Raw genomic sequence first — 26,536 nt, 5'->3', positions numbered from 1 at the left:
TCATAATTAGACATTACCAGTATACGTATTTCTGCGGCAAAATGCAAGACCTTTATCCGCAATCTCCGCTGCTTCCGCGGAAAACAGGGCCTTGTGCCGGACCAAAGGCAGGGCCAGTCAAAAAATCCGCAAAAAATTAACAGCAGAAACACAAATTCATCTGGAATTTCCTCCTGACATTTGCTATAATATTTGTTGGGCTTTCGTTTGAAAGTCTAAATATGGATTTTATATCCTTAATTTTGCTTCTCATCCTGAAGTTTTATTAGGAATCAGAAAAAATTTATAGGAGGATCAGTCTATGAGCTGCAAGTACCTTTACTACTTCACCGAGGGTAACAAAGCCTTTAAAGGCGATATGATCACGATGAAGAACATCCTGGGCGGCAAGGGCGCTGGCCTTGCGGAAATGACCGCAGCCGGTATGCCGGTTCCGCAGGGCTTCACTATTACGACCGGAGCCTGCACGCAGTATTACACCGACGGCCGCCAGATTAACGACGAAATCCAGAAGGATATCTTCGAGCACATGAAAGGCCTCGAGAAAATCACGGGGAAGACCTTTGGTGACAACAGAAACCCGCTGCTGGTTTCTGTCCGTTCCGGCGCACGTCAGTCTATGCCCGGCATGATGGATACCATTCTGAACCTCGGCCTGAACGATGAAGCCGTGGAAGGCCTGGCAAAGAAGACCAACAATCCGCGCTTTGCATACGACAGCTACCGCCGCTTCGTTCAGATGTTTGCCGATGTTGTCATGGGCGTTTCCAAAAGTCTCTTTGAAGATGAAATTGACAAGATGAAGGCCGAAAAGGGCTACAAGAGCGACATCGACCTGACAGCTGAAGACCTGAAAAAGCTGGTTGCCGTCTTCAAGAAAATTTATGAAGACAACGAGCACAAACCCTTCCCGCAGGACCCGAAGGTACAGCTTATTGAAGCAGTGAAGGCTGTCTTCCGCAGCTGGGACAACCCCCGTGCAAACGTTTACCGCAAAATGAACGAAATTCCGTACGAGTGGGGCACCGCTGTCAACGTACAGCAGATGGCATTCGGCAACTCCGGTAACAACTCCGGCACAGGCGTTGCATTTACCCGCAACCCGGCAACCGGCGAAAAGAAGCTGTTTGGTGAATACCTGATTAACGCACAGGGCGAAGACGTTGTCGCTGGCGTGCGCACACCATCCCCCATCAGCCATCTGAAGGACCAGATGCCTGCTGTGTATGACCAGTTCACGGATATTGCCACAAAGCTGGAAAATCACTTCAAGGATATGCAGGACATGGAGTTCACCATCGAAGACGGCCACCTTTATATGCTGCAGACTCGTAACGGCAAACGTACCGCTACCGCTGCTCTGAAGATTGCCTGCGACCTTGTCGATGAAGGCATGATTGACAAGGAAGAGGCTGTCCTGCGTGTTGAACCGCATCAGCTGGACGCTCTGCTGCATCCGCAGTTTGACCCGGATGCCCTGAAGAAAGCAGAAGTCATTGGCAGAGGCCTGGCTGCTTCCCCCGGAGCTGCCTGTGGCAAAGTTGTGTTCTCCGCTGAGGACGCAAAGGCATGGAAGAAGAACGGCGAAAAGGTTGTTCTGGTTCGCCTGGAAACTTCTCCGGAAGACATTGAAGGCATGCAGTCCGCAGAGGGCATTCTGACTGTCCGCGGCGGTATGACCAGCCATGCTGCTGTTGTGGCGCGCGGTATGGGCACCTGCTGTGTTTCTGGCTGCGGCGAAATTACCGTTGACTATGACAAAAAGCAGTTCACCCTTGGCGGCAAGGCTTACAAAGAGGGCGACTACATTTCCATTGACGGCTCCACCGGCAACATTTACGGTGAAGCTCTGCCGACCGTTCCGGCTTCCATTACCGGCAACTTCGGCCGCTTCATGGAGTGGGCCGACAAGGTCCGCACCCTGAAGGTTTACACCAACGCTGACCGCCCGAAGGATGCCCAGCAGGCAAGTGACTTTGGCGCAGAAGGCATTGGTCTGTGCCGTACCGAGCACATGTTCTTCGAGGGCAACCGCATTAAGGCTATGCGTGAAATGATTGTCGCCGAGAATGTAGAAGACCGTAAGAAGGCTCTGGCGAAGATTCTGCCGTATCAGCAGGGCGACTTCGAGGGCCTGTTTGAAATCATGGGCGAGCGCCCGGTCACCATTCGTTTCCTCGACCCGCCGCTGCATGAATTCCTGCCGACAAAAGAAAACGACATTAAGGACCTGGCGGACGATCTGCACATCACCGTTGAAAAGCTGAAAGACGTTATCGCCTCTCTGCATGAGTTCAACCCGATGATGGGTCACCGTGGCTGCCGTCTGACTGTCACTTATCCGGAAATCGCTGAAATGCAGACCACCGCTGTCATCAACGCTGCTATCAATGTAACAAAGAAAACCGGTAAGAAGATTGTCCCGCAGATTATGATTCCTCTGGTTGGCGAAGCCAAGGAACTCAAGTTTGTTAAGGATACCGTTGTGAAGACTGCCGATAAGATTATTAAGGATTCCGGTATGGACCTGAAGTACGAAGTCGGCACTATGATTGAAATTCCGCGTGCTGCACTGACTGCAGGCAAGATCGCCAAGGAAGCTGACTTCTTCTGCTATGGTACCAACGACCTGACACAGATGACCTTCGGCTTCAGCCGTGATGATGCCGGCAAGTTCCTGGATTCCTACTACGAGAACAAGATTTACGAATCTGACCCATTTGTGCATCTGGACACAGAGGGTGTTGGCCGTCTGGTCAAGATGAGCTCCGAGGAAGGTAAAGCTGCCAACCCGCAGCTGCACCTCGGCATCTGCGGTGAACACGGTGGTGATCCGTCTTCCATTGAGTTCTGCCACAACTCGGGCCTAGACTATGTATCCTGTTCTCCATTCCGTGTACCGATTGCACGTCTGGCTGCCGCACAGGCCGCTATCAAAGAAAATCGCGCAAAGGCCAAAGCCTGAGTTTTTCTATAACATGCAGCCATCCTTTGGCTGCTGTATCTGACCAATAAAAACCGGTGCTGCCCCAAAAGGACAGCACCGGTTTTTTGCGCCCTTTTCGTACCCTATACACAGCCCCTCTTTTTTGTTATAATATAAAAAAGAAAAATTATCACCTTTTTAGGAGGGACCTGCCGATGTCACGAGACCGCTACGATAAAAAGAACCTGAAAATCACCCAATGGGCCGCATTGATTCTGCAGGTCCTTTTTGTCGTGCTGATTTTTTTGCCGGCAGGGAATTTGACAGACAGCCGCCTGCCTGTTAACTCCCTGCAAATGGGCCTGTTGTACCTGAAGTATGGAGACTGGATACACTTTATCGGCGGCCTTCTGTACTGTGTTCCACTGCTTGTGCTTCCTGTTGCCATCTGGCTGATAACTTTCCTGCGCAAAACTCGTTCTAGATACGGTGTGTGCATTGGGATGTGTTCCTGGGAATTCATTTCCTCTTCCATTTTTTACACGGTGGTGGCCCACCGAATGAGCGGCATTCTTACTTTAAAAAGCTGTGTCTGTTATGCAGTTGTTCTGTTGGAAATTTTGAATGCGGCCCTTTTTCTGCACGCTTTTATGCTGGCGTGGAAAAAGCCAAATTGACATTCTTTCTTTCTTTTGATAAAATGGAGAGTAGTTTTCATTTGTCTTCGTAGCTCAGCTGGATAGAGCGACCGCCTCCTAAGCGGTAGGCCGGCGGTTCAAATCCGCCCGAGGACACCACAAACGCCGTGCCGTCAAGGTTTTCGGCGTTTTTCTTTTGTCACCCTCCCGAAAAACAAATCATGCCAATAGACTACAAATGATATAGAACCCTCCTATCGCATCGGACTAAGCGGTAAGAGGGTTTTGCCCTGTATGAAGGATTCTGCGCGCCTTCTCTGCGGAATGATTCTTTATGATTGATTATGATTGAAATTGCTTTATATAATAAGTCTTGTTAGTTTAATTTGCCTTTATGCAAAATATTCAAACAATTTTTCTAAATTTGTGAATATTATTGATTGATATTGAATGTTTTTGATTGTATACTGTAATTATTCACAGAAAGAAGGTGGTCAAATGCTTACGGAAGAACGTTTTTCTATTATTCTGCACATGCTGCAGGATAAGCACTCTGTTACCGTACAGCAACTGTGTGACGTTCTCGGCGCCAGCGAGTCAACGGTTCGCCGTGACCTGCAAACTCTGGACACCCAAGGCCGGCTCAACCGCGTGCACGGCGGCGCAACTTTAGCAAATAACCGCTTTATCGCTGCCGAGGAAACCATGACTACCAAAGAGGCGCAGGCTGTTTCACAGAAAGCTGACATCGGCGCGGCCGCCGCACAGCTGATTTGTCCGGAAGATTTTGCCTACATTGATGCGGGCAGCACCACCCTGCAGCTTGTCAAGTGTCTTTCCGGCAGCGCACTGCACGCTGTTTATGTGACCAACGGTATTGCCCATGCGCGCATCCTGGCACAAAAGGGGTGTCGGGTATATGTACTTGCCGGGCAAGTACGGCCCAGCACAGAAGCGATTGTAGGGGCAGGGGCCATGGCAAACCTGCAGCGCTATCATTTCACAAAGGCCTTTATGGGTGCAAACGGTGTAACCCTGGGGGAAGGTTTCACCACGCCGGATGTGGAGGAAGCCGAGCTGAAAAATACCGCGCTGAACCGTGCGATGGAAACCTGGTTTCTTACAGATGACTCCAAATTCGGCAAAGTTTATGCCGCCGTCATTTGTCCTCTCATAGAGGGTTCCATTTTTACAAATCACCTTCCAAATGAAAAATATCGCCAATATACTTTGGTAAAAGAGAGTGACGTAAAATGATTTATACGATGACTTTTAATCCCGCTATTGATTATGTGGTCCATCTGGAAAATCACCTGCAACCGGGAAAAATTAACCGCTGCACCGATGAGACCTACCAGTTCGGCGGAAAAGGAATCAACGTAGCCGTGATGCTGCGAAATCTGGGTCATGATGCCATTGCACTGGGCTTTATCGCTGGGGAAACCGGAAGCTGGCTGCAAAAAGGACTGCACAATATGGGCCTTTTAACGGATTTTATTCGCCTTCCTTCCGGCATGACGCGTATCAACGTAAAAGTGAAAGATAAGGAAGAAACTGAAATTAACGGCAGTGGTCCGGTCATTTCACCGGCGGATATGAAGCGGCTTTATACCCGACTGGACGCGCTGAAAAGCGGTGATATATTGGTATTAGCGGGCAGCATTCCTGCCTGTCTTGCAAGCGATACCTATGAAAAAATTATGAGGAGACTTGCCGTACGAAATATTCTCGTCGCGGTGGACGCAACACGTGACCTTCTTGTAAATGTCCTCCCATACCAACCGTTTCTGATTAAGCCCAACAGCCACGAGTTGGGTGAAATCTTTGGCCGGGAACTGAAAAGCGACCGGGAAATTACTGAATGTGCCACTAAGCTGCAGGAGCGTGGTGCACGCAACGTGCTGGTAAGCATGGCAAAGGACGGCGCACTTCTGCTGGATGAAACCGGAAAGGTCCACCGAATGGCCGCACCGAGCGGTAAAGTACGCAACAGCGTGGGCGCGGGCGACAGCATGGTAGCTGGCTTCTTGGCCGGCTGGCTGCAAACTGGCAGCTATGAAAAAGCACTGCGCTTAGGAACCGCCGCCGGCAGCGCCACCGCCTGTTCCTTAGGGCTGGCAGGCAAAGAAGAAATCGACGCGATGCTTGCAAAGATGTAGTTTTTTCTGTTTATCTTTTTTGCAAAATTGTTTGCGGAAATTACAAAATTCATTGAATGACAATGGGAGGAGTTAACCATGCGTATCACAGACCTTCTCAGCACCGAATCCATTGCGCTGGATTTCCCCGTGGAAAATCAGACGCAGGTCATTGACAAGCTGGTTTCGCTGCAGGTTACCCACGGTGGCATCACGGACGTGGCGACCTACAAAAAGGCCATCTATGCCCGTGAGGCTGAGGCTTCCACTTATGTGGACTGCGGCATCACAGTGCCCCACGCAAAATGCACTTGCGTGACAAAGCCAAGCCTTGCGGCCCTGCGTCCGAAAACGCCGGTGCAGTATAACCCAGATGACGCGGAAAAAAGCAGCCTGTTTTTTATGATTGCCGCGCCAAACAATAGCAACCTGCACGTGGATTTGCTGGCCCGCATGATGCAGATGCTGATGAATGAAGATTTCGTGGCAAAACTGCACGCCGCCAAAACTCCAAAAGAGTTTCTCTCTGTAATTGACACGCAGGAAGAGGCGCAGTTTGGTAACGAAAGTATCACAAAAGAGGACGCCGGCGTCCCTACCGGCTACCGTGTGCTGGCGGTCACAGCCTGTCCCACCGGCATTGCCCACACCTACATGGCGGCAGAGGCACTCGATAAAGCCGGCAAAAAGCTCGGAATTTCCTGTAAGGTAGAAACAAACGGCTCCGGTGGGGCAAAAAATGTGCTCACCGCCGCCGAGATTGCCGCATGTGACGGCATTATCATTGCGGCGGACAAAAATGTCGAAACCGCCCGTTTTGACGGCAAACCCGTCATTTTCACCCGTGTAGATGACGGCATTCACAAGCCGGAGGAGCTGCTGCGAAAGATTGAAAGCGGCAGCATACCCGTGTTCCACGCACAGGGCGGCAAACCCGCTGAGGAAGCGCAGAACAGCAGTGTCGGTCACACCATCTATAAGCACCTGATGAACGGCATTTCACATATGCTGCCTTTTGTCATTGGCGGCGGCATTCTCATTGCGTTGGCGTTTTTATTTGATGATTACGCCATTAACCCAAAGAATTTCGGCATGAACACCCCGCTTGCGGCTTTCTTTAAGACTATCGGCGGCGCGGCATTCAACTATATGCTGCCTATTCTCTCCGCATTCATTGCCATGTCCATTGCGGACCGGCCCGGTTTGGCAGTTGGTTTTGCCGGCGGTATACTGGCCATGACCGGCACCAACTTTTCGGGACTTGCCAGCGGCGATGCCACAGGCATTTCCGGCGGCTTTTTGGCGGCACTGCTCTCCGGCTTTGTAGCAGGCTACCTAGTGAAATTTCTGGAGAAAACCACCGAAAATATGCCAAAAAGTATGGACGGTATCCGGCCAATGCTTATCTATCCGCTGGGCGGCATCTCGTGTATCGGCATAGTGATGTGTGCTATCAACCCGCTGATGGGCCTCATCAATTCCGGCATTTCCGCTTGGCTGAACTCGATGGGCGGTGTTTCCAAAGTACTGCTGGGCACTATTTTGGGCGGCATGATGAGTGTGGATATGGGCGGCCCTGTTAACAAAGCAGCCTATGTGTTCGGCACGGCGGCTTTGGCCAGCGGCAGCTTTGACGTGATGGCCGCGGTCATGGTCGGTGGCATGGTTCCGCCCCTGGCGATTGCGCTCTCTACCACTTTCTTCCCGAAGAAGTGGACACCCAGCGAACGCCGGAATGGCATTGTCAACTATGTAATGGGCCTGTGCTTTATTTCTGAGGGTGCCATTCCTTATGCCGCAGCCGACCCGCTGCGCGTACTGCCAAGCTGTATTGTCGGTTCCGCTGTTTCTGGTGCACTCTCTATGCTGTTCGGCTGTACACTGCGTGCCCCGCATGGCGGCATCTTCGTGTTCCCAGTGGTAGGGAATCCGCTGATGTACGTAGTTGCTCTGGCTGCTGGCAGCATTGTTGGCGCAGTGATGCTCAGCCTGTTAAAAAAGACACGTACTGATGCCGCATAACGGTATCTTTGAAAACTACAATCAGAAAAAAACCGGAAAGCCCTTTTGAACAGGGCCTTCCGGTTTTTTAAAATTCTGCGGGCTGTTGTCGGTGCAGGGCAGGCGGCTCATTGGTGGGCGGCAGACAGGAGTGTCCAGTACAAACGAAATAGGTTGTTCGCCCATTCAGCAGCGGATAGTCCGCTGTGGGACGCTTCAAAATTGTCACCATAGCGTTTAGGCTGCATTTTTTTAGGAGTTCGCTTACATCTTCATCCGCCGCGGGCACCACCGTGACGTGGTCCGGCGGTGAAAGAAAATCAGAAAGCGCCAGCAGAAAGAATGCGTGTCCCATCGGAATCTCCTCTGCCTGTTTGGACAAAAACGCCAGCTGGCGCCGAGCAAGGTCCTCCCAGTGCGCATCGTCTGTCATTTGGGACAGCCGAACCAGATTGTACGCCATGACCGAGTTGCCGCTGGGCATGGCCCCGTCATACGTTTCTTTGGGGTGCAGAATCAACTCCTCGTTCTTTTTACCCGACAAAAAGAAGCCTCCCTGCTCCTGGTCCCAGAAATCATGCAGTGCCCGCTGGCACAGCCGCTGTGCCTTCACCAAAAACATCGGTTCCTGCGCTGCCTGAGAAAGCTCCAGCAGGGCGAATATGGCGCAGGCATAGTCATTTAGATAGCCGGGACCGCCGCGGACACGGCTGCACCAACTGACATACAAAAAGTTATCTTCACAAAGGTTTGTCCGCAGAAACTGCTCACAGGTCAGCGCCGCATACAGGTACCGCTTACTTCCGGAAACACGCGCAAGCTGTGACAGTGCCGCAATCATCAGCCCGTTCCACGCCGTCAAAATCTTATTGTCCAAGTGAAGACGGCTACGGTGTTTGCGATATAATCGCAAAGGGGGGAGACAGTCCGCCAACGCATGAACATCCTCCATACTTCCCATCAGATGCGGAATGCTTTTTCCATTAAAGTTTCCATACTCGGTAATGCCATAGCAGCGATTGAACGCTTCTCCGGTTTTTTCTCCCAAAATTTTTTGAATCTCAGACGGTGTAAATGCATAGTACCGGCCTTCCGCACCCTCGCTATCTGCATCCTGGGCGCTGTAAAACGCTCCTTCCGGGCTGGTCATCTCCCGCAGCACATAGTCCGCTGTCTGTTTCGCGACCTCCAAATAAAAAGCGTCACCTGTGACATCATAGGCTTTGGTATAGCTCATTATTAACAAGGCATTGTCATAAAGCATTTTTTCAAAGTGCGGAACTTGAAACGCGCGGTCCGTGGAATAGCGGGAAAAACCGAAACCGATATGGTCAAACAGACCGCCCCGATACATCCGGCGCAGTGTCAGTTCCACCATACGGAGCACGGATGAATTGCCCGTTTTTTGAAACCGGTCCAATAAAAACAAAAGATTGTGCGGCGTGGGGAATTTTGGGGCTTCTCCAAAACCGCCGTATTCTTCATCAAAACTCTGCTGAAACTGCTGCATTGCCCGGTCCAAAAGAGAATCGTCCACATGGCCGCCGCTGGTTTTTTGCTTGGACAAAAGTTCCGTCAGTTCCTCCGCAGACTGTAGCAGTGCATTCCGGTCCTGTCTCCATTTCCCAGAGATAACCTGCAGCAGCTGCCGGAATCCCACCATCCCCATTTGGCTGTCTTTAGGAAAATAGGTACCGGCAAAAAACGGCTTTTTGTCCGGTGTGAGGAAAACACTCAGCGGCCAGCCGCCGCTGCCGGTCATCGCCAGACAAACGGCCATATAGACGCTGTCCAAATCCGGGCGTTCCTCCCGGTCCACTTTAATGGAAACAAAACTTTTATTAAGCAAAGCTGCAATTTCTTTATCCGCAAAACTTTCCTTTGCCATGACATGGCACCAGTGACAGGTGGAATATCCTATGCTTAAAAAAATTGGCCTGTCCTCCGCTCGTGCTTTGGCAAAGGCCTTTTCCCCCCATGGATACCAGTTGACCGGCTGGTGGGCATGCTGGAGAAGATACGGGCTGGTTTCGTGAATGAGCTGATTTTCGTACATACAAAGCCGCTCCTTCCGCGCAAATATTATCCTATGGAATCTGTGACAAACAAAATGCAAATTATTTCTAGTGTTTGCGAAAGCGGTTTTTCTATACAAAAAGCACTGACAGATGTCAAAGAGGACGGGATTGTTTCCTCTTTTTTCCGTGTATGCTGTACAGATGAACGGGAAAGTTTTAAAATAAGAAAAAGGACCAGAAAGGAGCCGAATTGTATGAAAATTGTCATTGTCGGCGGGGGCTGGGCCGGATGCGCCGCCGCTGTGCGTGCCGCCAAGGCAGGTGCAGAAACCGTTCTGCTGGAGCGCACCGATATGTTGCTGGGTACCGGGCAGGTGGGCGGTATTATGCGGAATAACGGGCGCTGGACCGCCGCTGAGGAATGCATTGCCATGGGCGGCGGCGAGTTGTTTCAGCTGATTGACAGTTGCTGCCGTCACAAAAACATCTCCTTTCCCGGCCACGCGCACGCCAGCCTTTACGACGTTGGCAAAACGCCCGGAAAAACGGAACAGTATCTGCGCAGTCTCGGCATTCATCTGCGGTTTCAATCCCGCGTGACCGGCGTCGAACTGGGCGGCAGCCAGCTAAAAGCTGTGAAGCTGCAGGACGGCACCCGCTTCTCGGCGGACGCTTTTCTGGATACCACCGGCACAGCCGGTCCCACACAAAACTGCACAAAATACGGCAACGGCTGTGCCATGTGTATTCTGCGGTGCCCCAGTTTCGGCGGAAGAATCAGCCTGACCGGCCTGTGCGGCATTCCGGAAATGCACGGGAAAAAAGCTGACGGCTCCATTGGCGCCATGAGCGGCTCCTGCAAGCTGATGAAAGGCTCGCTGGCGCCGGAAATTGTGGAGCAGCTGGACCGGGATGGTGTGGTGGTTGTTCCGCTGCCTCCGGAACTGTGTGAAGACCATCTCTCCCTAAAGGCGTGCCAGCAGTACGCTTTACCCGCTTACTCACAGAATCTGGTCCTGCTGGACACTGGCCACGCCAAGCTGATGACACCGTATTTTACGCTGGCGCAGCTGCACAAAGTGCCCGGTTTTGAAACCGCGCGGTACGAGGACCCATACGCTGGCGGAAAAGGCAATTCCATGCGGTTCTTCGCCATGGCGCCGCGGGACGATACGCTGAGGGTACAGGGCATGGACAACCTGTTCTGTGCCGGAGAAAAGGCGGGGCTGCTGGTTGGCCACACGGAGGCCATTGCAACCGGTACGCTGGCCGGATGGAATGCGGTTCAGTGTGCCCGCGGTCTTCCGCTTTTAACACTGCCCGATACACTGGCTGTGGGGGACGCTGTTCACTTTGTGCGGGAACAGATGAAAACCGAGGAAGGCCTACGGAAAAAATTCACTTTTTCCGGCTCGGTCCTTTTCGCGCATATGAAGGAGCGAGGCTTATACACAACCAATACTGTGGAAGTGCAAGAACGTGTCGCGGAAGCCGGCCTGACCAATGTCTTTGCCGGTGAGCAAATCAGTCATGATAAAAATCGCACTTGATTGTAAAATTTTTTCCTATACTTGATTTTATTGTAAAAATAGCCTACAATAAAATAAGAAACTATATCCCCTGAAAAACAGATGAAAGGAAGGCGCAAACAAGATGGACACAAAGAAGAAGCTAACCAAACAGGACTTGAAAGATAAGCTGGAACCGGTAAGCGAGGCCATGGCCAAGGCTTCCCAAACCGTAAGCGACATGGCGCGCGAAACCGCAGGAAAAGCCGCTTCTGCCGCCAGAGACGCCGCTGAGAAAGCCGAGCCGACCGTAAAGGCCGTTGGGCAGACAATCCGTGACACCGGAAAAAAGGCCACCGAGGCAGGCCGGAGGGCCGCTTCTGCACTGGTTCCGGAGGTTTATGTACAGTGGGGCAACCGCGAAGTACAGACCGCAGACCTGATAGAACGTGCCAAAACAGATTATCATATGACCAACAAGGGTGCCATTTATTCCTGCCGCCTGTACGTCAAACCAGAGGATGGCATTGTGTATTATGTCATTAACGGAAAAGAAGGAAAAATTTATCTCTGATAAATCCAAATAAACAGGAAAAAGTCCGAACAGCTGTTTTTAAAAGAAGCTGTTCGGACTTTTTTTATTGTTTACATACTGCGTGTCGTAATCAGATTGACGCCGGTCCCGCAGATGTCCTGCAAAACAACCTGCCCACGGGAAACAGGCGCCTGCAGTTCCACCTTTTCCAAAGCTTTCATGACTGCGGGCACCTGCTTTTTGGGAACGGCCTGTTCAGTTTTAACTGGACAGCGCGGGTGCAGACCGCCCCGAATACTCACAGTGCTGGTAACAATGCGTACGGGATTGGTTGCTTCCTGCCGACCGTAAACAGCGCCGTTCGGGCAGCCGTTGCCTGTCACGCGATAGTCCTGCATCTCATCTACCTGAAGGCGGCAGCCTTTCGGACAGCAGGTACAGATAATTTCTTTCATAGCATCTATGCCTCCTCTACCTGTACGGTCAGCGTATCCTGCGGCGCCTTTTCCAACAGAACACGGGGAAGAGAAATATGCTCCATTTCACCGGGCGTAACACGCTCCCGCGGATAACGCGCCGTTACGGCATCGCCGCTTCTTACTACAATGCTGCTCTTTCCAAAAATACGGCGGGCACGGAACGAAACCGTCACTGTCTTTTCCACATGATTCAGACGCACCCGCTGCGGCACCGTATAGCCCACACCACTGCCGGGTTGAAGCTCCAGCACACGACCGCCGGACGGCTCGCCGCACCGTACATAATGGGCAGCGGCCGTGCCGGCTTTTTCACTTTCATCGGAAACGAAATCCACCAAATCATGTACCTGCACAACGTTGCCGCAGGAAAAAATGCCGGGAATGCTGGTTTCCATATCTTCATAGACCACAGCGCCCTTTGTGTGCGGGTCCATGCAGATACCAGCCTGCCGCGTCAGCTCGTTTTCGGGAATGAGGCCGACACTCAGCAGGATGGTGTCACAGTCAAAGGTGATTTCCGTTCCGGGAATGGGTTTGCGATCCGGTCCCACTTTAGCAACAACCGCCTTTTCGACACGGTTCTGTCCCTGTATATCGACAATGGTATGAGAAAGGTACAGCGGAATATGAAAGTCCTGCAGACACTGCACAATGTTTCGTGTCAGGCCGCTGGAATAGGGCATCAGTTCCACACAGGCCAACACCTTGGCACCCTCCAGTGTCATGCGGCGTGCCATAATCAGACCGATGTCGCCGCTGCCGAGAATCAGCACGCGTTTGCCGACCAGATATCCCTCTATATTGGCGTACCTCTGTGCGGTGCCAGCCGTGTAAATACCGGCCGGCCGGGTTCCCGGTATGCCGATTGCACCGCGGGGACGCTCCCGACAACCCATGCACAGCAAAACAGCCTTTGCTTCCAGGACACGGTATCCGTCTTTCTGTGAAACACAGTGTACCTTTTTGTCCGGTGTCACAGCCAGCACCATCGTATCCAAGCTGACCTGCACCTGTGTATCCTGCAGCATATCGATAAACCGGCCGGCGTACTCCGGGCCGGTCAGCTGCTCACCAAACCGGTGCAGACCGAACCCGTTGTGAATGCACTGGTTCAGAATGCCGCCCAGTTCTTTGTCCCGCTCGATAATTAAAATACGGCGAAGACCGCTTTGATAAGCCCGGTACGCAGCCGCCAAACCGGCAGGACCGCCGCCGACAATAATCAAATCATACATGAGGATTCCCTCCCTGTTTGGTTTCGCAGGCCAGCACATAGCTGCCGTCACGGTCCTGCTGTACCTGCAGCGGGTCCATATGCAGTTCCCGGCACAGAAGTTCCAGCACACGCGGTCCGCAGAAGCCTCCCTGACAGCGCCCCATGCCCGCATTGCAGCGGCGCTTGACACCGTCAATCGTCCACGCAGGCACTTCACTGTGAATGGCCTGCAAAATTTCGCCTTCTGTAACAGTTTCACAGCGGCAGATAATACGACCGTACGCGGGGTACTCCTGTACCAACCTCTTTTTACCCTCCGGCGACAGCTGGCGGAAGCGAATATGACGGCGGCCGTCCCGATACTCTTTTTTCCGATCCGGCAGGTCATGCTTGTCCCGCAAAATTTTGACCACTTCCTGTCCAATGGCCGCAGCCGAGGACAGGCCGGGGGATTTGATTCCCGCAAGGTCAATAAAGTTCGGCACGTCCGGTGCCTCGCCGATGATAAAGTCGTCCGTGTCCACGTTGGCACGCACGCCCGCAAAGCTGCGGACCGCGTCCCCCAGCTGAAAGCCCGGCACACTGCGTCTGGCACTTTCTTCGACAAAATGCAGTCCGGCGGCCGTACAGGACCGGTTCTCCTCTTCCACTTCTTCCGCATTCGGGCCAATCAGCAGATTGCCATCCACTGTTGGTGTAACCAAAACGCCTTTTCCAAATTTTCCAGGGCACTGAAAAATCGTAGAATGTACCAAATTGCCCTCGTTTTTGTCCAAAACATAGTACTCGCCGCGGGTGGGGAGGATATGAAAACGCGGCTGGCAAATCAGATTATGTATTTTTTCCGAATACACACCCGCTGCATTGATGACATACCGGCTTTCAATCGTCCCGCCGGGGACTGTCAGCGAAAAGACACCGTCTTTTTTGCGGATGGCGGAAACAGGACTGCGCCGCAAAAGCTTTGTGCCGTTCCGCACGGCCACTTCTATCATGGCCAGCGCATACTCCCACGGGCTGACAATACCGGCGCTGGGCGCCCACAAGGCACCCAAAACCTGTTTGGAAAGGTTCGGTTCTTTTTGCAGCGTTTCCTGTGCGGAAAGCAGCTGCATATCCGGCACACCGTTTGCCAGACCATTTTCATACAAATGCCGCAGCCGCGGCAGGTCCTCCGGTGAAAGTGCCAGCACCATGCTGCCGCATACCCGATAGGGAACGTCCAGCCGGCTACAGATTTTCTTTGCCAGCGCAATGCCTTTGACATTCAGCTGTGCCATGCGGGTTCCCGGCTCCGGGTCAAATCCCGCGTGAAGAATGGCGCTGTTTGCCTTGGTCGCACCCTCCGCAACGTCATTTTCCGCCTCCAACACCACCACGTTCAGGTCATAGTGGGAAAGGACATAGGCCGCCGCCGCACCGACTACGCCGCAGCCGATAATTGCTGCATCATACATATTGCATTCCTCCTGTCCTGTAAAATAAACCCCCGTGCTTCAAAAAAGAGCAAAACAAACAAAGGCCGGAAAAGCCCTCATCTGTTTTGCTCCGTGTTTCATGAAAAGCTCTGTATTTCCATTAACCTGCAAAAATACCTTTCCAGCGGTTTTCGGTTACAGCTTTCCCTCTTTGACCAGCTGTGCTGTACGCAGAATCGCCGCATACGTCTTTGCATCGTGTATTTCGCCGCGCGCAGCCATTGCCTCGGCCTCTCGCAGGGGAACACGCTCAACATCCAGGAACTCGCCCTTATCCAACTGCTGACAGCCCTGCCCGGTAATGCGGCAGGCATACAGATACAGTTTTTCATTGGTATAGCCGGGCGAAGGGTACAGCACCGCAAGCGGAAGGTAGGTTTCCGCAGACGTGCCGGTTTCCTCCAGCTGCTCCCGTTTACACGCTTCCAGCGGGTCCTCGCCGAGGCGGTCCAGCTTGCCAGCCGGAACCTCTACCACTGCCTCATGGTAGGGGTATCGAAACTGCCGAACCAAAAGAATTTCATCTTTTGGCGTAATGGCCGCCACACACACACCGCCCGGGTGGTCGATACATTCCCGTACGGAAACGCTGCCGTCCTCCAGCTGTACTTTATCCACGTGCATCTGCAGGATTCGGCCGTGGTACATATACTTTTGTTCCAGCGTTTTTTCTGTCTGTATCATCTGCTTCACCTCAGCGGGTATTTTTTTGCAGGTCAGTTTTCTTCCTGCTCTTCAGGCTGCTGGTCTTCCGTTTCAGCTGAATCGTCAGCGCCTTCCGTTTCATCGTCATTGTCACCGTTGTCCGGCAGTTCGTCCATTTGCACGTCTTCCTCATGCTCTGTACGGGCAAGCGTGACAACTTTGTCGGTGCCGTTCAGCCGCATTACTTTGACACCCTTGCTCGGACGGGAACAAATACGAATGGAATCTGCCGGAATACGGATAAGAATGCCGTCCTCCGAAATTAAAATAATATCGTCTGTCAGGTCCACAACTTTAATGCCGGCCACACAGCCATATTTATCAATATGGTAGTTCGTAAGACCCTTGCCGCCACGGTTTTGAATGCGGTAATCTTCAATCGGTGACAGACGGCCAAAGCCAGTTTCACTGACTGTCAGCACACGGCCGCCTTCCCGCAGGATACTCATGCCGACAACGTAGTCGCTTTCTTTCAGGGTAATCGCCTTAACACCGCGCGCCGCACGGCCCATTGGACGCACATCATTTTCATTAAACCGAATGGCCATACCAAAATGGGTAGCAACCAGCAGCTCATCATCGCCGCTTGTCAGACGCACCCAGCACAGCTCGTCACCGTCGTCCAAACCCAGCGCAATCACGCCGCCCTTCCGCGCCGTATTATACGCGGACAGCGCTGTGCGCTTAATAATGCCATTGCGGGTAACCATACACAGATAACTTTCATCGTCAAACTCCGGCACACGAATCATGGAGGTGACACTTTCGCCCTGTGAAATCGGCAGCAGGTTGGCAATATTGACACCCTTGCTGGTACGGCTGCCCTCCGGCACTTCATAGCACTTCAGACGGTACACACGGCCAAAATTGGTAAAGAACAAAACATAATCATGGCTGCCGCACACAAACATCTCACTGGCAAAATCCTCATCCCGACGTGTCATAGCACTGATGCCCCGTCCGCCGCGGTTCTGTGTGTGATAGGTATCCGCCGCCAGACGCTTGGCATAACCGAAGTTCGTCAGTGTCAGCACACATTCCTCGTCTGGAATCAGGTCCTCAATATCCACTTCACCGGAAACAGAAACAATTTCGGTGCGGCGTTCATCGCCGAACTTTTTCTTGACATTCTGCGCGTCTTCCTTAATGATAGCAAGGACACGCTCCTCGTGTGCCAAAATATCGCGCAGGTCCGCCACTTTTGCCTCTATGGCAGCCAGTTCTTCTTCCAGTTTTTTGCGTTCCAAACCGGTCAGGGCACCCAAAGGCATCTGCACAATGGCCTGTGTTTGTATATCGTCCAACCCAAAACGTTCCGTCATACGCGCACGCGCCGCAGCACGGTCACGGCTGGAACGGATAATGGCAATAATCTCATCGATATTATCGACGGCAATTTTTAATCCTTCCAGAATATGCGCACGGGCCAGTGCCTTTTTCAAGTCATACTTTGTCCGGCGTGTAATGACGTCCTTCTGAAAGGCCACATATTCCTGCAAAATCTGCTTTAAGGTCAGCAGTTTTGGCTCGCCGCTGTAGCTGCCATGTGCACCGACAATCGCCAGCATATTGACGCTGAAGGTTGTCTGCAGCTGGGTGTAAGAATACAGCTGGTTCAGGATAATCTGAGGGGAAGCGTCCCGCTTGAGCGTAATAAGAATATGCATGCCGTTGCGGTCTGAATGGTCCTCAATGTTGGAAATGCCAGTAATGCGCTTGTTTTTAACAAGGTCCGCCATGTTTTCAATCAGGCGTGCTTTGTTGACCTGATAGGGCAGTTCCGTAACAACAATGCTGAAGCGGCCGTTTTTCTCCTCCACAATTTCCGCGCGGGCACGCACCGTGATGCGGCCGCGTCCGGTTGCATAAGCGGCACGGATACCCGCACGGCCCATAATGATACCGGCTGTCGGGAAATCTGGTCCCTTAATGTACTGCATCAGACCTTCCAGGCCGATATCCGGATCGTCAATAAGGGCACAGACGCCGTCCAGAACTTCTCCCATATTGTGCGGTGGAATATTGGTTGCCATACCGACCGCAATACCCGTGGAGCCGTTGACCAGCAAGTTTGGAAAATGGCCGGGCAGTACCGTGGGTTCCTTGCGGCTGTCATCAAAGTTCGAACCAAAATCGACCGTATCCTTATCAATATCGCGCAGCATTTCTACGGACAGGCGGCTCATGCGGGATTCTGTATAACGGTAAGCAGCCGGCGGGTCACCGTCCACGGAGCCAAAGTTGCCGTGGCCGTCTACCAGCATATAGCGCATGGAAAAATCCTGTGCCAAACGTACCAGCGCGTCATACACAGAGGCGTCGCCGTGCGGATGATACCGGCCCAGCACGTCGCCGACGGTGGTTGCACATTTTTTATAGGGCTTATCCGGTGTAATGCCGTCCTCATACATGGCGTACAGAATCCGGCGGTGGACAGGCTTCAGCCCGTCCCGTACATCCGGTAATGCACGCTGTACAATGACCGACATAGAATATGCCATAAAGGATTTTTGTACTTCCTTTTCCAGGTCTACATCGATAATTTTTGATTTATTTTCATTTTGTATTTCATCCATGAAAGGACTTCCTCCCGTACACCAATGTACACAATGTTCCGCTGTGGTCTGTCCGGCGAAACAACGGCCGTGTCAGGAACACGCCGTATAAAAAGCAGATTTATTTTCTAACCCGGCGGGTTCCGACACAAAGCATAGCCTCCACGTCTGCCAAAACGCCCGGCTCCACACTGCGCAGCGGAATAACCAACAAGTGCTTTTTGGGGCCGCTGCCGGACTTTTCACTATACTGCAACAGCGCCAGTCCCTTGTACAGCATACTGCAGGCAGAGCCATCCAGCGGAATGGAAATTTTTTCATTGCCGTAGGTTCCCTCTATTACATCCGGGTAAATATTTAGTACATACTCCTGACAATCATAGTTTTTCTGAACAAATCTGCGAATAGCGAACCGCGGAAAAACAGCCGAAAAGATACCGACTACCAAAAACATCACAACAAACAACAGCATAGCGGGAAGTGACCGCAGACTAAATTCTGCCAGAAAAGCGGCCGCCGCGACAAATGAAACAATGGAAATGCCGCACAGCAAAAACCGTTTGCTTCGGTTCATGCCCTCCCGCAGAAGGGCACGGCACAGCTCCTCTTTCGTCAGCTTATAGCGGATACGGACTGCAGTCATCTTTTCCTCATATGCCTGCGCATCCTCGTCCGGGACCATGCGTGCCTCACTGCCGTCCCATCGGATGCCGTCGTCGTCTGCGTCCTGCTGCTCCGGTTGCGGAGGCTTTACAGCCTCTTCCTCGATTTGTTTTTCGCTCATTCTCTATAAACTCCTTTGTCCGTTTCGGCCTCAATTTTTACCGAATGAATATGTTTTTATTATACCAGATTTTCGGGCAAATGAAAACACCCGCCGCACAGTGGAAGCTGTGTCCTTTTGTCAAACATCCAAATTTTCCGTATATTTGGCGTTCTCCTCAATATACTGCCGGCGTGGGGCAACCTTATCACCCATTAGCACTGTAAAGGCAGCGTCCGCAGCTGTAGCATCCTCCACTTCTACCCGGCGCATAATGCGTGTTTCAGGGTTCATGGTCGTTTCCCACAGCTGCTCCGGGTCCATTTCGCCCAGACCTTTGTACCGCTGCATATCGGTCTGGCCAAGCTCCTGCATCAGCTGGTCGCGCTGCTCATCCGAATAAGCGTAATAGTACTGCTTGTTTTTCATTAGGCGGTACAGCGGCGGCTGTGCAAGATAGATATGGCCCTGCTCCACCAGCGGCTGCATAAAACGATAAAAGAATGTAAGCAGCAGAATACGGATATGGGAACCGTCAACATCGGCATCGGCCATAATGATGATTTTTCCATAGCGCAGCTTTGTCATATCAAAGTCGTCGCCAATACCGGTGCCCAGTGCCGTAACGATTGGCATCAGTTTTTCATTGCCGTAAACTTTGTCCAGCCGCGCCTTTTCCACGTTCAGCATTTTGCCCCACAGGGGGAGAATTGCCTGGAACTTACGGTCACGTCCCATTTTCGCGGAGCCGCCTGCGGAATCACCTTCCACGATGTAGATTTCGGTTTCTTCCGGGTCACGGCTTTGGCAGTCTGCCAGCTTGCCGGGAAGGCTGGCGGTTTCCAAAACAGATTTGCGGCGGACCAGATCCCGCGCTTTCCGTGCCGCTGCACGGGCACGGGAAGCGGCCAGCGATTTTTCAAAGATAGCTTTGCCAACACCCGGATGTTCTTCCAAATAAGTTGAAAGTTTATCTCCTACAACTGAGTTGACCAGCGTGCCAATTTCCGTATTGCCGAGTTTGGCCTTCGTCTGGCTTTCAAACTGGGCATCTTTGACCTTAATGCTGATAATCGCCGTCAGGCCCTCCCGCACATCATCACCGCTCAGGTTTTCATCGCTGTCCTTCAACAGGTTGTGCTGATGCGCATAGGTGTTCATCACGCGGGTAAGTGCACGTTTAAAGCCCTCCACATGGGTGCCGCCGTCCGTTGTATGGACGTCATTGGCAAAGGAGAGGAGCATTTCGTTGTAGGAATCCGTGTACTGTATGGCAATTTCCGCTGTGGAATTGCCGTCCGGCGCCGTAGCGGAAAAATGAATGACATCCGGATGAACCGGCTCCTTATCTTTATTGATAAACTCCACAAAGCTAGACAGACCGCCCTCATAGCAAAAACGGTTGGAAATGATATTTTCCGGGTCACGTTCATCCGTCAGAACGATATTGATGCCGGCATTTAAGAAAGCCTGCTCCCGCAGCCGTTTCTGCAGGATTTCATATTTGTACACAGTGGTGTCCTGAAAAATATCCGGGTCCGCCTGAAAACGGACATTGGTGCCGCTCTGACCAGGCTGAGATTCACCAATAATTTTGAGGTCACAGGCTACTTTACCGCGCTCAAAGCGCTGAAAATAAACTTTTCCTTCATGAATGACCTTGACCTCCAGCCAGGAGGACAGCGCATTGACAACCGAGGCACCTACGCCGTGCAGGCCGCTGGAAACCTTATATCCGCCGCCGCCGAACTTGCCGCCGGCGTGCAGAACAGTATAAACGACTGTCACGGCGGGCATGCCGGTTTTATGCTCCACACCCACTGGAATGCCGCGGCCATTGTCGGTGACATTGATGATATTTCCCGGTTCTATCTTTACATCGATACGGTCACAGAAGCCCGCCAAAGCTTCATCAACGGCGTTATCGACAATTTCATACACCAGATGGTGCAAACCGCGCTCACCGGTAGAGCCGATATACATACCCGGACGCTTGCGAACAGCCTCCAGTCCTTCCAGGACCTGAATCTGGTCTGCGTTATACGTTTCCTCTGCGTGTGTTACCTGATTGATCTTCAAAGCTGAAACCTCCTGCGGGGAGCCAAACAACAAACCGGGCCGGCACAAAGCTGCGCCGGCACCTGACTCCAATTTTTCATTCTTTCAACTCTAGTATGTAAATTCGTCTTCCGCTAAGAAGGCGATTTTTCAAAGACGACCGTCCAGCCGCGAAAACACCAAAGCACCGTTGCCAGCGCCGCTGTCAGTACCCAGATGCCAACCAGTGGAACACCTGCCTGCAGCAGAAAAAAATCACACACACACATGGCCACAGTCAAAGAGATGAAGGCCGCCATGCGTTTTCCGCTGCGGAAAGCGTGTATCAGCCGACCGCACACCGGACACTGCAGATGTCCGCTTTTGCGGGCCGCCCGGCAGCGTTCCATCTGGGTATAATGTGCACCGCACCATGGGCAGCACGAAGCCTGTTTACGGGTTTTCATGCGGATTTTCCTCCGATTCTTCCAGTGGGGCACGGTAACTGTGGTATTTTCCGGAGGGAGTTTTTGCATCTGTCTTTTTGTAGAAGACCGGTTCTGCTTCTTCGCCAAGGTTCTCCTCAAACTGATGCAGCAGTTCTTCTGGTACCTTTTCTTGTTTTTGTTTCTGTGCTTTGATTGTCCGAAGCGGCGGAACTGGTGACATTTCGTCAATCTGTCCCATTTGGATAGTGGGGTCCTCATGGACAGGCTCAGGGCTTTCCTCATATACCGCAACAGGGCGGTCATACAGAGAAGGCACACTGACGGTTGGTTCTTCTTTGTGGTCACAAACGGACGTAAAACCTCCGGTAATGCTGTTTGGCGCGCGTCTTTTCACGGGACGCCGTGGAATAACTGGACGGCGTAATTCTACATAACGGGCAGACAGCAGGTAAAAAATCAAAAACGGCAGAAAAACCAGCGGCGGAGAGTACCATGTAAAATGGCGCACAAAGACTTCTTCAATCAGCAGCACTGCTGCTGCAGCCAGTACCATAACAACTGCCAGCCGGTAAATACCAGCGTTTAGATGAATGTTTGAAATGCCTTTGCACTTGGTACAGCGGTACTCCCCCCGGTTCTTCAGTACAAAGGCAATCAGTGGATTTACTTTTTTCCCACAGTATGGGCAGCGTGGGCCTCTGTTTTGTTTCATTTTATCGGCTCCTGTCTGTCAGTGTTCACGTTTCTCAGTTCTTTTTCAAAGCTCGCGCGCCTCAGCAGAGTGGCTGAGCTGATAGGGGTAATGTAAACGGTTTCCCGGCCGCCCGGCGGACAGCACAAGACAAAACTTTTTGGCATATCCATGGAAACATTGACAACATGGCCTGCTTTTTCGCTGTTTGCTAAATAAACGCGCGTGGAAGAAGAAATTGTAGAAGTTTCCATGTCAAAAATGCCGAGGATATCTTCACTTCGTATCACCGTGTTCTGTCCCAGATGAAGATACATAAACTTCTCCTTTCCGTTTTTCCGGCCCTGCAGCGGTTACCATTCCGTTCTCTACCCGAAACAATCCACCGCTGTGCAGATTCATTGCCTGCTGCGGTTCACAGCAGGTAATAAATACCTGATACTGCGAAAGGTGATTCAGCAGATAGTCCTGCCGTGCACTGTCCAGTTCACTCAAGACATCATCCAGCAGGACAGCCGGCTTTTCACCGGTGCATTCTTCCAAAATGTGCGCTTCGGCCAGTTTGAGTGCAAGTACAATGCTGCGCTTCTGTCCTTGGGAGGCATAGGAGCGGGCTGAACTGTCATTCAGCTGCAGGACCATGTCGTCCCGATGCGGACCCGCGCCGGTAAAGCCCTGCCGAATATCCTGCTTATGCTCTTTTTGCAGGTTGTCTGCAAAATTTGGTGCAGAAGCATGGTAAAAAATCTGCAGGGATTCTGCACCGTGACTGAGTCCGGCATACACGGAGGACGCAAAAACAGACAGCCGGCTGAGAAACGCTTTCCGCTGTGAAACAATTCGTTCACCATCCTGCACCAGCCGTGCGTCCCATATCGGCAGCGTATCTTCCAGCTCCCAATGACGAGGAATATCCTTCAACAGGGCATTCCGCTGCGAAAGCGCCCGGTGGTAGCGGCTGAGGATTCCAGCATATCCGGGCTTCATCTGGCAAAGCGCCGCGTCCATAAAGCTGCGCCGATTTGCCGGACCGCCGCGTACCAGCGCCAGATGTTCCGGTGAAAAAATAACCGCATAAACGTGTCCAACCAATTCACCAGGAGAATGCAGTGCAATGCCATTAAGAAGTACCTGTCGTCTTCCGCCGGCAATGCGGATTTCCGCAGACTGCTCCCGCTCCTCACTGTAAAAGGAGAGAAGAAGCCGTGCACCTGCCGCGCCGTGACGTACCAGTTCGCTGTCCTTCGCACCGCGAAAGCTGCGGCCGCCGGTAAAAATCCACAGTGCTTCCAGCAAGTTTGTTTTGCCCTGGGCGTTCTGCCCCCATAGGACATTTCCTTCCGGCTTCGGTGAAAAACAGAGCGGCGCTAAATTGCGGTAATCCCGGCAGGAAAGGGAAACGATTCTCACTCCGCTACCTCAAAGATACTGCCTCCATAGGAAGCCGTGTCACCGGGGTGCAGCTTTTTACCGCGCATGGTGCAAACCTCATCATTAACCTGTACCTCACCGTTCTGAATCACATATTTGGCACGGCCGCCGGTGTCCACCGCCCCCGCCAGCTTTAGCAGCGCATCCAAACGGATATAAGGTGTACTAATTGTTATTATTTTCCTATTCATATTATTTTAATCCTCAATCGTTGTTTTAATAGAGAAAATTTTTAGTCCTCAGAAGCTTTCAGGCGGACCGGAAGCACTAGGAAAAGAAAGCTGTTTCCTTCCATCGGCAGTACCTTCATAGGTGAAAGCGGACCGTTCAGCTCAATTTTCACTTGATCTCCCTCAGCATTGCGCAGAGCATCCAGCAGATAATGATTGTTAAAGCCCATCTCGACAGAATTTCCTGTCAGTTGTGCCGGGAACTGGTCGCTTGCGCGCCCGATAGGCGTATAGCTGGACAGTCGAACTGTATCTTCATCAAACAGGCAGCGGATTGGGCTTTTCAGCCGGTCAGTAATCAGCAGGGAAACACGCTCTACACTGTCGATAAAATCGCTGGTTTTGACCGTAATGGTCGTGCTGCTGGTCTGCGGGATAGCTGCACGATAATCTAGAAATTCGCCTTCCAGTAGACGTGCAATGACCGTATAACTGCCAATGATAAACAGAATGTGACGGCTTCCGACCTGTATGGTGCAGGGTTCGTCAGTTTCCAGCAGCAGTTTGCTGACTTCTTGCAGTGCCTTTCCCGGCACGACAAAGGAAAGGTCCTGCTCCTCACTGCTTACCATTTCTTCCCGGATAGCTAAACGATAGCCGTCTACGCTGACCAAACGGATTTTTCCGTTCCCGATTTCAAATAGGGTGCCGGTGTGAATCGGCTTGGCGTCACTCTCGGCAACAGCAAAAATGGTCTGCCGAATCATATTTTTTAAGACTTGGCTGGAAATGCGAATGCTCCGTTCGCTGGAAACGTGGGGAAGCTCCGGATATTCTTCTGCAGGAATGCCGACGATGGAAAAATGGCTTTGTCCGCTTTGAATGGTTGTAACGTTGTGGTCGTCCGCCGCAATGTGTACGCTGGCATCCGGTAAACGACGTACAATATCACCAAATAGACGAGCGGACAGAACAACTGTACCGATTTCGGAAATATCTGCGGGGATTTCCGTAGTCATTCCCAGCATTTCGGCATCGTAGCCGTACAGGAAAATGCTATTTTGCTTTGCCTTTAATAGAATGCCCTGCAGGGCAGGGATGGAACTCTTTGAAGATACAGCACGCTGTACATTTAATACAGCTTCCGTCAGCAGCTGACGGTCACAGGTGAATTTCATAGAAGGACAGCCTCCGTTTACTGAGAGTATAATTTGAAAGAGATAGATTTAGAAATAGTAGTAAGGGCTTTGGAAAAGTTGAAAGACGGGAAAAGGCCCGGAAAACACTGCGAAAAGAGAGAAAAAATTTTAAACTGCGGACAGTTTGGAATTTGTGAAAAAGAATCAACACAATCCACATTTCAACGCGCTGTTGAAAACTCGGTGGGGAAAGTTGAAAACAAGTTGAAGAATAAAGATGAAAATATACAAGGAATAGACGAATAAATATACGAAAAAATGAATACTGATAAGTATAAAAAATCAGCGGTCCCGTATATTTTTGATGATATCTTCGACAGTGGCACGCATCCGGGGGTTCTTCTTGATATTTTTCTCGACCTGCTGGATAGCGTACACGACCGTAGAGTGGTCACGTCCGCCAAATTCTGCGCCAATGCGCGCCATTGGCATTTGCGTAATTTCACGCACAACATACATAGCGACCTGCCGCGCACTGCTGATGTTGGCACTGCGTTTGCTGGAACGGATGTCTTCCGGTGTTGTGCCGAACGTACGGCTGACTTCCTCTATGATTTTTTCGATGGTGACCGGTACAGGCTGGTCATTGTTAATGATGTCACTGATAGCGGCCTGTGCGGTGCTGATATTCAGAGGATAGCCGTTCAGAAGGTGGTATGCCTTCATTTTTTTGACTGCACCCTCCAGCTGGCGGATGTTGTCCTTCAAGCGGTTGGCCATATATTCGTTTACATTGTCGTCCAGTGAGATTCCCAGCAGCTCTGCCTTGCGCTTAATAATAGCGATGCGCGTTTCAAAATCCGGCGGCTGGATATCAGCAGTCAAACCCCACTCAAAACGGGTGAGCAGCCGTTCTTCCAGGGTAGCAATATCCTTTGGTGGGCGGTCACTGGTCAGAACAATCTGCTTTTTTGCCTCATATAAGGTATTGAATGTGTGGAAGAACTCCTCCTGGGTGGAGTCCTTGCCGGCGATGAACTGAATATCATCCACCAAAAGGACGTCGGCATTGCGGTAACGGTTGTGAAACTCAGCTGTGGTACCCTTTTGAATGGCATCAATCAATTCATTGGTAAATTCGTCGCCTTTGATGTACACAATATCCATATTAGGAGAATTCTTTTTAATTTCGTTGCAGATGGCATACAGAAGATGTGTTTTTCCAAGGCCGGAGTTGCCGTAGATGAACAGCGGATTGTAAAGTTCAGCCGGTTTTGTGGCAACAGCCATGCTGGCAGCATGGGCAAACTTATTGCTGGGGCCTACGATAAATGTGTCGAACGTATATTCATAGTTTTCTGCGCCCGGCTGACCGCTTTCCGCCTGTTTTTTAGGCGCAAGGTCTTCATCGGTGCGCAGGTCAATTTTGATGTCTGATGTTCCGAAAACTTCCCAGAATGCCTCTTTGATGGTATCCAGGTAGTAGTGGGTAATGGTTTTTCGGTGAAAATCGTTTGGAACTTTCAGTACCGCGGTCCCGCTGGAAAAGTCCAGATTAACAGGCTCAATGCGCGAAATCCAGGTGGTGTAGGCCACCTCTGTAATCTTAGTTTTACAGTAGTCGCAGATAAGCCCCCAGGCCTCTGTGAAGGAATCCAT

At 51.6% G+C, this 26,536-nt stretch carries 23 protein-coding genes and 1 tRNA gene; 9 read left to right on the top strand and 15 right to left on the bottom strand.

The window, feature by feature from the left end; translation table 11 throughout:
* Positions 1–301: 301 nt before the first annotated feature.
* The 6 genes from ppdK (at position 302) to GJQ69_RS00095 (ending at position 7,724) form a co-directional block, all read left to right on the top strand.
* Entirely contained in the window at positions 302–2,965 is a 2,664-nt protein-coding gene (gene ppdK / locus GJQ69_RS00120; RefSeq protein WP_086034836.1) for a pyruvate, phosphate dikinase, read from the top strand.
* Positions 2,966–3,141: 176 nt separating this feature from the next.
* The gene (locus tag GJQ69_RS00115; protein ID WP_086034835.1) at positions 3,142–3,603 is read left to right on the top strand and encodes a hypothetical protein; all 462 of its coding nucleotides are present in this window, start codon (positions 3,142–3,144) and stop codon (positions 3,601–3,603) included.
* A 43-nt stretch (positions 3,604–3,646) separates the two neighbouring features.
* A tRNA-Arg gene (locus tag GJQ69_RS00110) sits at positions 3,647–3,723 on the top strand.
* 339 nt (positions 3,724–4,062) lie between these two features.
* Positions 4,063–4,821, top strand: coding sequence for a DeoR/GlpR family DNA-binding transcription regulator (locus GJQ69_RS00105; protein ID WP_086034834.1), 759 nt, complete (start codon positions 4,063–4,065; stop codon positions 4,819–4,821).
* Positions 4,818–5,723, top strand: a complete 906-nt coding sequence (gene pfkB, locus GJQ69_RS00100) for a 1-phosphofructokinase (RefSeq protein WP_086034833.1) — start codon at positions 4,818–4,820, stop codon at positions 5,721–5,723. Before GJQ69_RS00105 ends, pfkB begins: the two co-directional genes overlap by 4 nt.
* A gap of 78 nt (positions 5,724–5,801) precedes the next feature.
* Positions 5,802–7,724 carry a PTS fructose transporter subunit IIABC gene (locus tag GJQ69_RS00095; RefSeq protein WP_086034832.1) on the top strand — a complete coding sequence of 641 codons (1,923 nt, stop codon included), beginning with the start codon at positions 5,802–5,804 and terminating at the stop codon, positions 7,722–7,724.
* Between the two features lie 67 nt (positions 7,725–7,791).
* Here the strand turns inward: GJQ69_RS00095 and GJQ69_RS00090 are convergent, their stop codons facing one another.
* Positions 7,792–9,759, bottom strand: a complete 1,968-nt coding sequence (locus tag GJQ69_RS00090) for a thioredoxin domain-containing protein (protein ID WP_174192572.1) — start codon at positions 9,757–9,759, stop codon at positions 7,792–7,794.
* A 216-nt stretch (positions 9,760–9,975) separates the two neighbouring features.
* Between GJQ69_RS00090 and GJQ69_RS00085 the strand changes: the two genes are divergently transcribed.
* Both GJQ69_RS00085 and GJQ69_RS00080 read left to right on the top strand, forming a co-directional pair.
* Positions 9,976–11,271: an FAD-dependent oxidoreductase gene (locus tag GJQ69_RS00085; RefSeq protein ID WP_174192571.1), complete on the top strand. Its 1,296-nt coding sequence runs from the start codon at positions 9,976–9,978 to the stop codon at positions 11,269–11,271.
* 103 nt (positions 11,272–11,374) lie between these two features.
* Positions 11,375–11,803 carry a DUF6465 family protein gene (locus GJQ69_RS00080; protein WP_086034830.1) on the top strand — a complete coding sequence of 143 codons (429 nt, stop codon included), beginning with the start codon at positions 11,375–11,377 and terminating at the stop codon, positions 11,801–11,803.
* Between the two features lie 71 nt (positions 11,804–11,874).
* On the opposite strand, the gene GJQ69_RS00075 is transcribed toward GJQ69_RS00080, so the two are convergent.
* The 13 genes from GJQ69_RS00075 to dnaN all read right to left on the bottom strand — a co-directional run bounded on the left by GJQ69_RS00075 (position 11,875) and on the right by dnaN (position 24,916).
* A complete protein-coding gene (locus GJQ69_RS00075; RefSeq protein WP_174192570.1) occupies positions 11,875–12,219 on the bottom strand; it encodes a DUF1667 domain-containing protein in 345 nt (114 codons plus the stop codon).
* Positions 12,220–12,224: 5 nt separating this feature from the next.
* The gene (locus GJQ69_RS00070) at positions 12,225–13,478 is read right to left on the bottom strand and encodes an NAD(P)/FAD-dependent oxidoreductase (RefSeq protein ID WP_086034828.1); all 1,254 of its coding nucleotides are present in this window, start codon (positions 13,476–13,478) and stop codon (positions 12,225–12,227) included.
* Complete coding sequence (locus GJQ69_RS00065) at positions 13,471–14,916, bottom strand: NAD(P)/FAD-dependent oxidoreductase (protein WP_086034827.1); 1,446 nt, start codon at positions 14,914–14,916, stop codon at positions 13,471–13,473. Before GJQ69_RS00065 ends, GJQ69_RS00070 begins: the two co-directional genes overlap by 8 nt.
* Positions 14,917–15,072: 156 nt before the next feature.
* A complete protein-coding gene (locus tag GJQ69_RS00060) occupies positions 15,073–15,621 on the bottom strand; it encodes an NUDIX domain-containing protein (RefSeq protein WP_086034826.1) in 549 nt (182 codons plus the stop codon).
* Between the two features lie 32 nt (positions 15,622–15,653).
* A complete protein-coding gene (gyrA, locus tag GJQ69_RS00055) occupies positions 15,654–18,218 on the bottom strand; it encodes a DNA gyrase subunit A (RefSeq protein WP_174192569.1) in 2,565 nt (854 codons plus the stop codon).
* 100 nt (positions 18,219–18,318) lie between these two features.
* Positions 18,319–18,981, bottom strand: coding sequence for a hypothetical protein (locus GJQ69_RS00050; protein ID WP_086034824.1), 663 nt, complete (start codon positions 18,979–18,981; stop codon positions 18,319–18,321).
* A gap of 120 nt (positions 18,982–19,101) precedes the next feature.
* Positions 19,102–21,039 (bottom strand): DNA topoisomerase (ATP-hydrolyzing) subunit B, encoded by a 1,938-nt coding sequence (gyrB, locus tag GJQ69_RS00045; RefSeq protein WP_086034823.1) that lies wholly within the window; start codon positions 21,037–21,039, stop codon positions 19,102–19,104.
* A 113-nt stretch (positions 21,040–21,152) separates the two neighbouring features.
* On the bottom strand, positions 21,153–21,464 hold the full coding sequence (locus GJQ69_RS00040; protein ID WP_086034822.1) for a hypothetical protein: 312 nt from the start codon (positions 21,462–21,464) through the stop codon (positions 21,153–21,155).
* A complete protein-coding gene (locus tag GJQ69_RS00035) occupies positions 21,451–22,158 on the bottom strand; it encodes a hypothetical protein (RefSeq protein WP_174192568.1) in 708 nt (235 codons plus the stop codon). The genes GJQ69_RS00040 and GJQ69_RS00035 overlap by 14 nt, the downstream gene beginning before the upstream one ends.
* Positions 22,155–22,454, bottom strand: coding sequence for an extracellular matrix regulator RemB (remB, locus tag GJQ69_RS00030; protein WP_086034820.1), 300 nt, complete (start codon positions 22,452–22,454; stop codon positions 22,155–22,157). The genes GJQ69_RS00035 and remB overlap by 4 nt, the downstream gene beginning before the upstream one ends.
* A complete protein-coding gene (gene recF / locus GJQ69_RS00025; RefSeq protein ID WP_086034819.1) occupies positions 22,414–23,547 on the bottom strand; it encodes a DNA replication/repair protein RecF in 1,134 nt (377 codons plus the stop codon). The genes remB and recF overlap by 41 nt, the downstream gene beginning before the upstream one ends.
* Positions 23,544–23,759, bottom strand: coding sequence for an RNA-binding S4 domain-containing protein (locus tag GJQ69_RS00020; RefSeq protein ID WP_086034818.1), 216 nt, complete (start codon positions 23,757–23,759; stop codon positions 23,544–23,546). Before GJQ69_RS00020 ends, recF begins: the two co-directional genes overlap by 4 nt.
* 41 nt (positions 23,760–23,800) lie before the next feature.
* Positions 23,801–24,916, bottom strand: a complete 1,116-nt coding sequence (gene dnaN / locus GJQ69_RS00015; protein ID WP_086034817.1) for a DNA polymerase III subunit beta — start codon at positions 24,914–24,916, stop codon at positions 23,801–23,803.
* Between the two features lie 33 nt (positions 24,917–24,949).
* Here dnaN and GJQ69_RS00010 point away from each other — a divergent pair, with 33 nt between their 5' ends.
* A complete protein-coding gene (locus GJQ69_RS00010) occupies positions 24,950–25,183 on the top strand; it encodes a hypothetical protein (protein WP_157658867.1) in 234 nt (77 codons plus the stop codon).
* 36 nt (positions 25,184–25,219) lie between these two features.
* On the opposite strand, the gene dnaA is transcribed toward GJQ69_RS00010, so the two are convergent.
* A complete protein-coding gene (gene dnaA / locus GJQ69_RS00005) occupies positions 25,220–26,536 on the bottom strand; it encodes a chromosomal replication initiator protein DnaA (RefSeq protein ID WP_086034815.1) in 1,317 nt (438 codons plus the stop codon).

The sequence above is a fragment of the Caproicibacterium lactatifermentans genome (assembly GCF_013315815.1).
Classification (GTDB): Bacteria; Bacillota; Clostridia; order Oscillospirales; family Acutalibacteraceae; genus Caproicibacterium; species Caproicibacterium lactatifermentans.
Note: the sequence above shows the minus strand (reverse complement) of the source record. Positions and strands in the feature narration are given on the sequence as shown.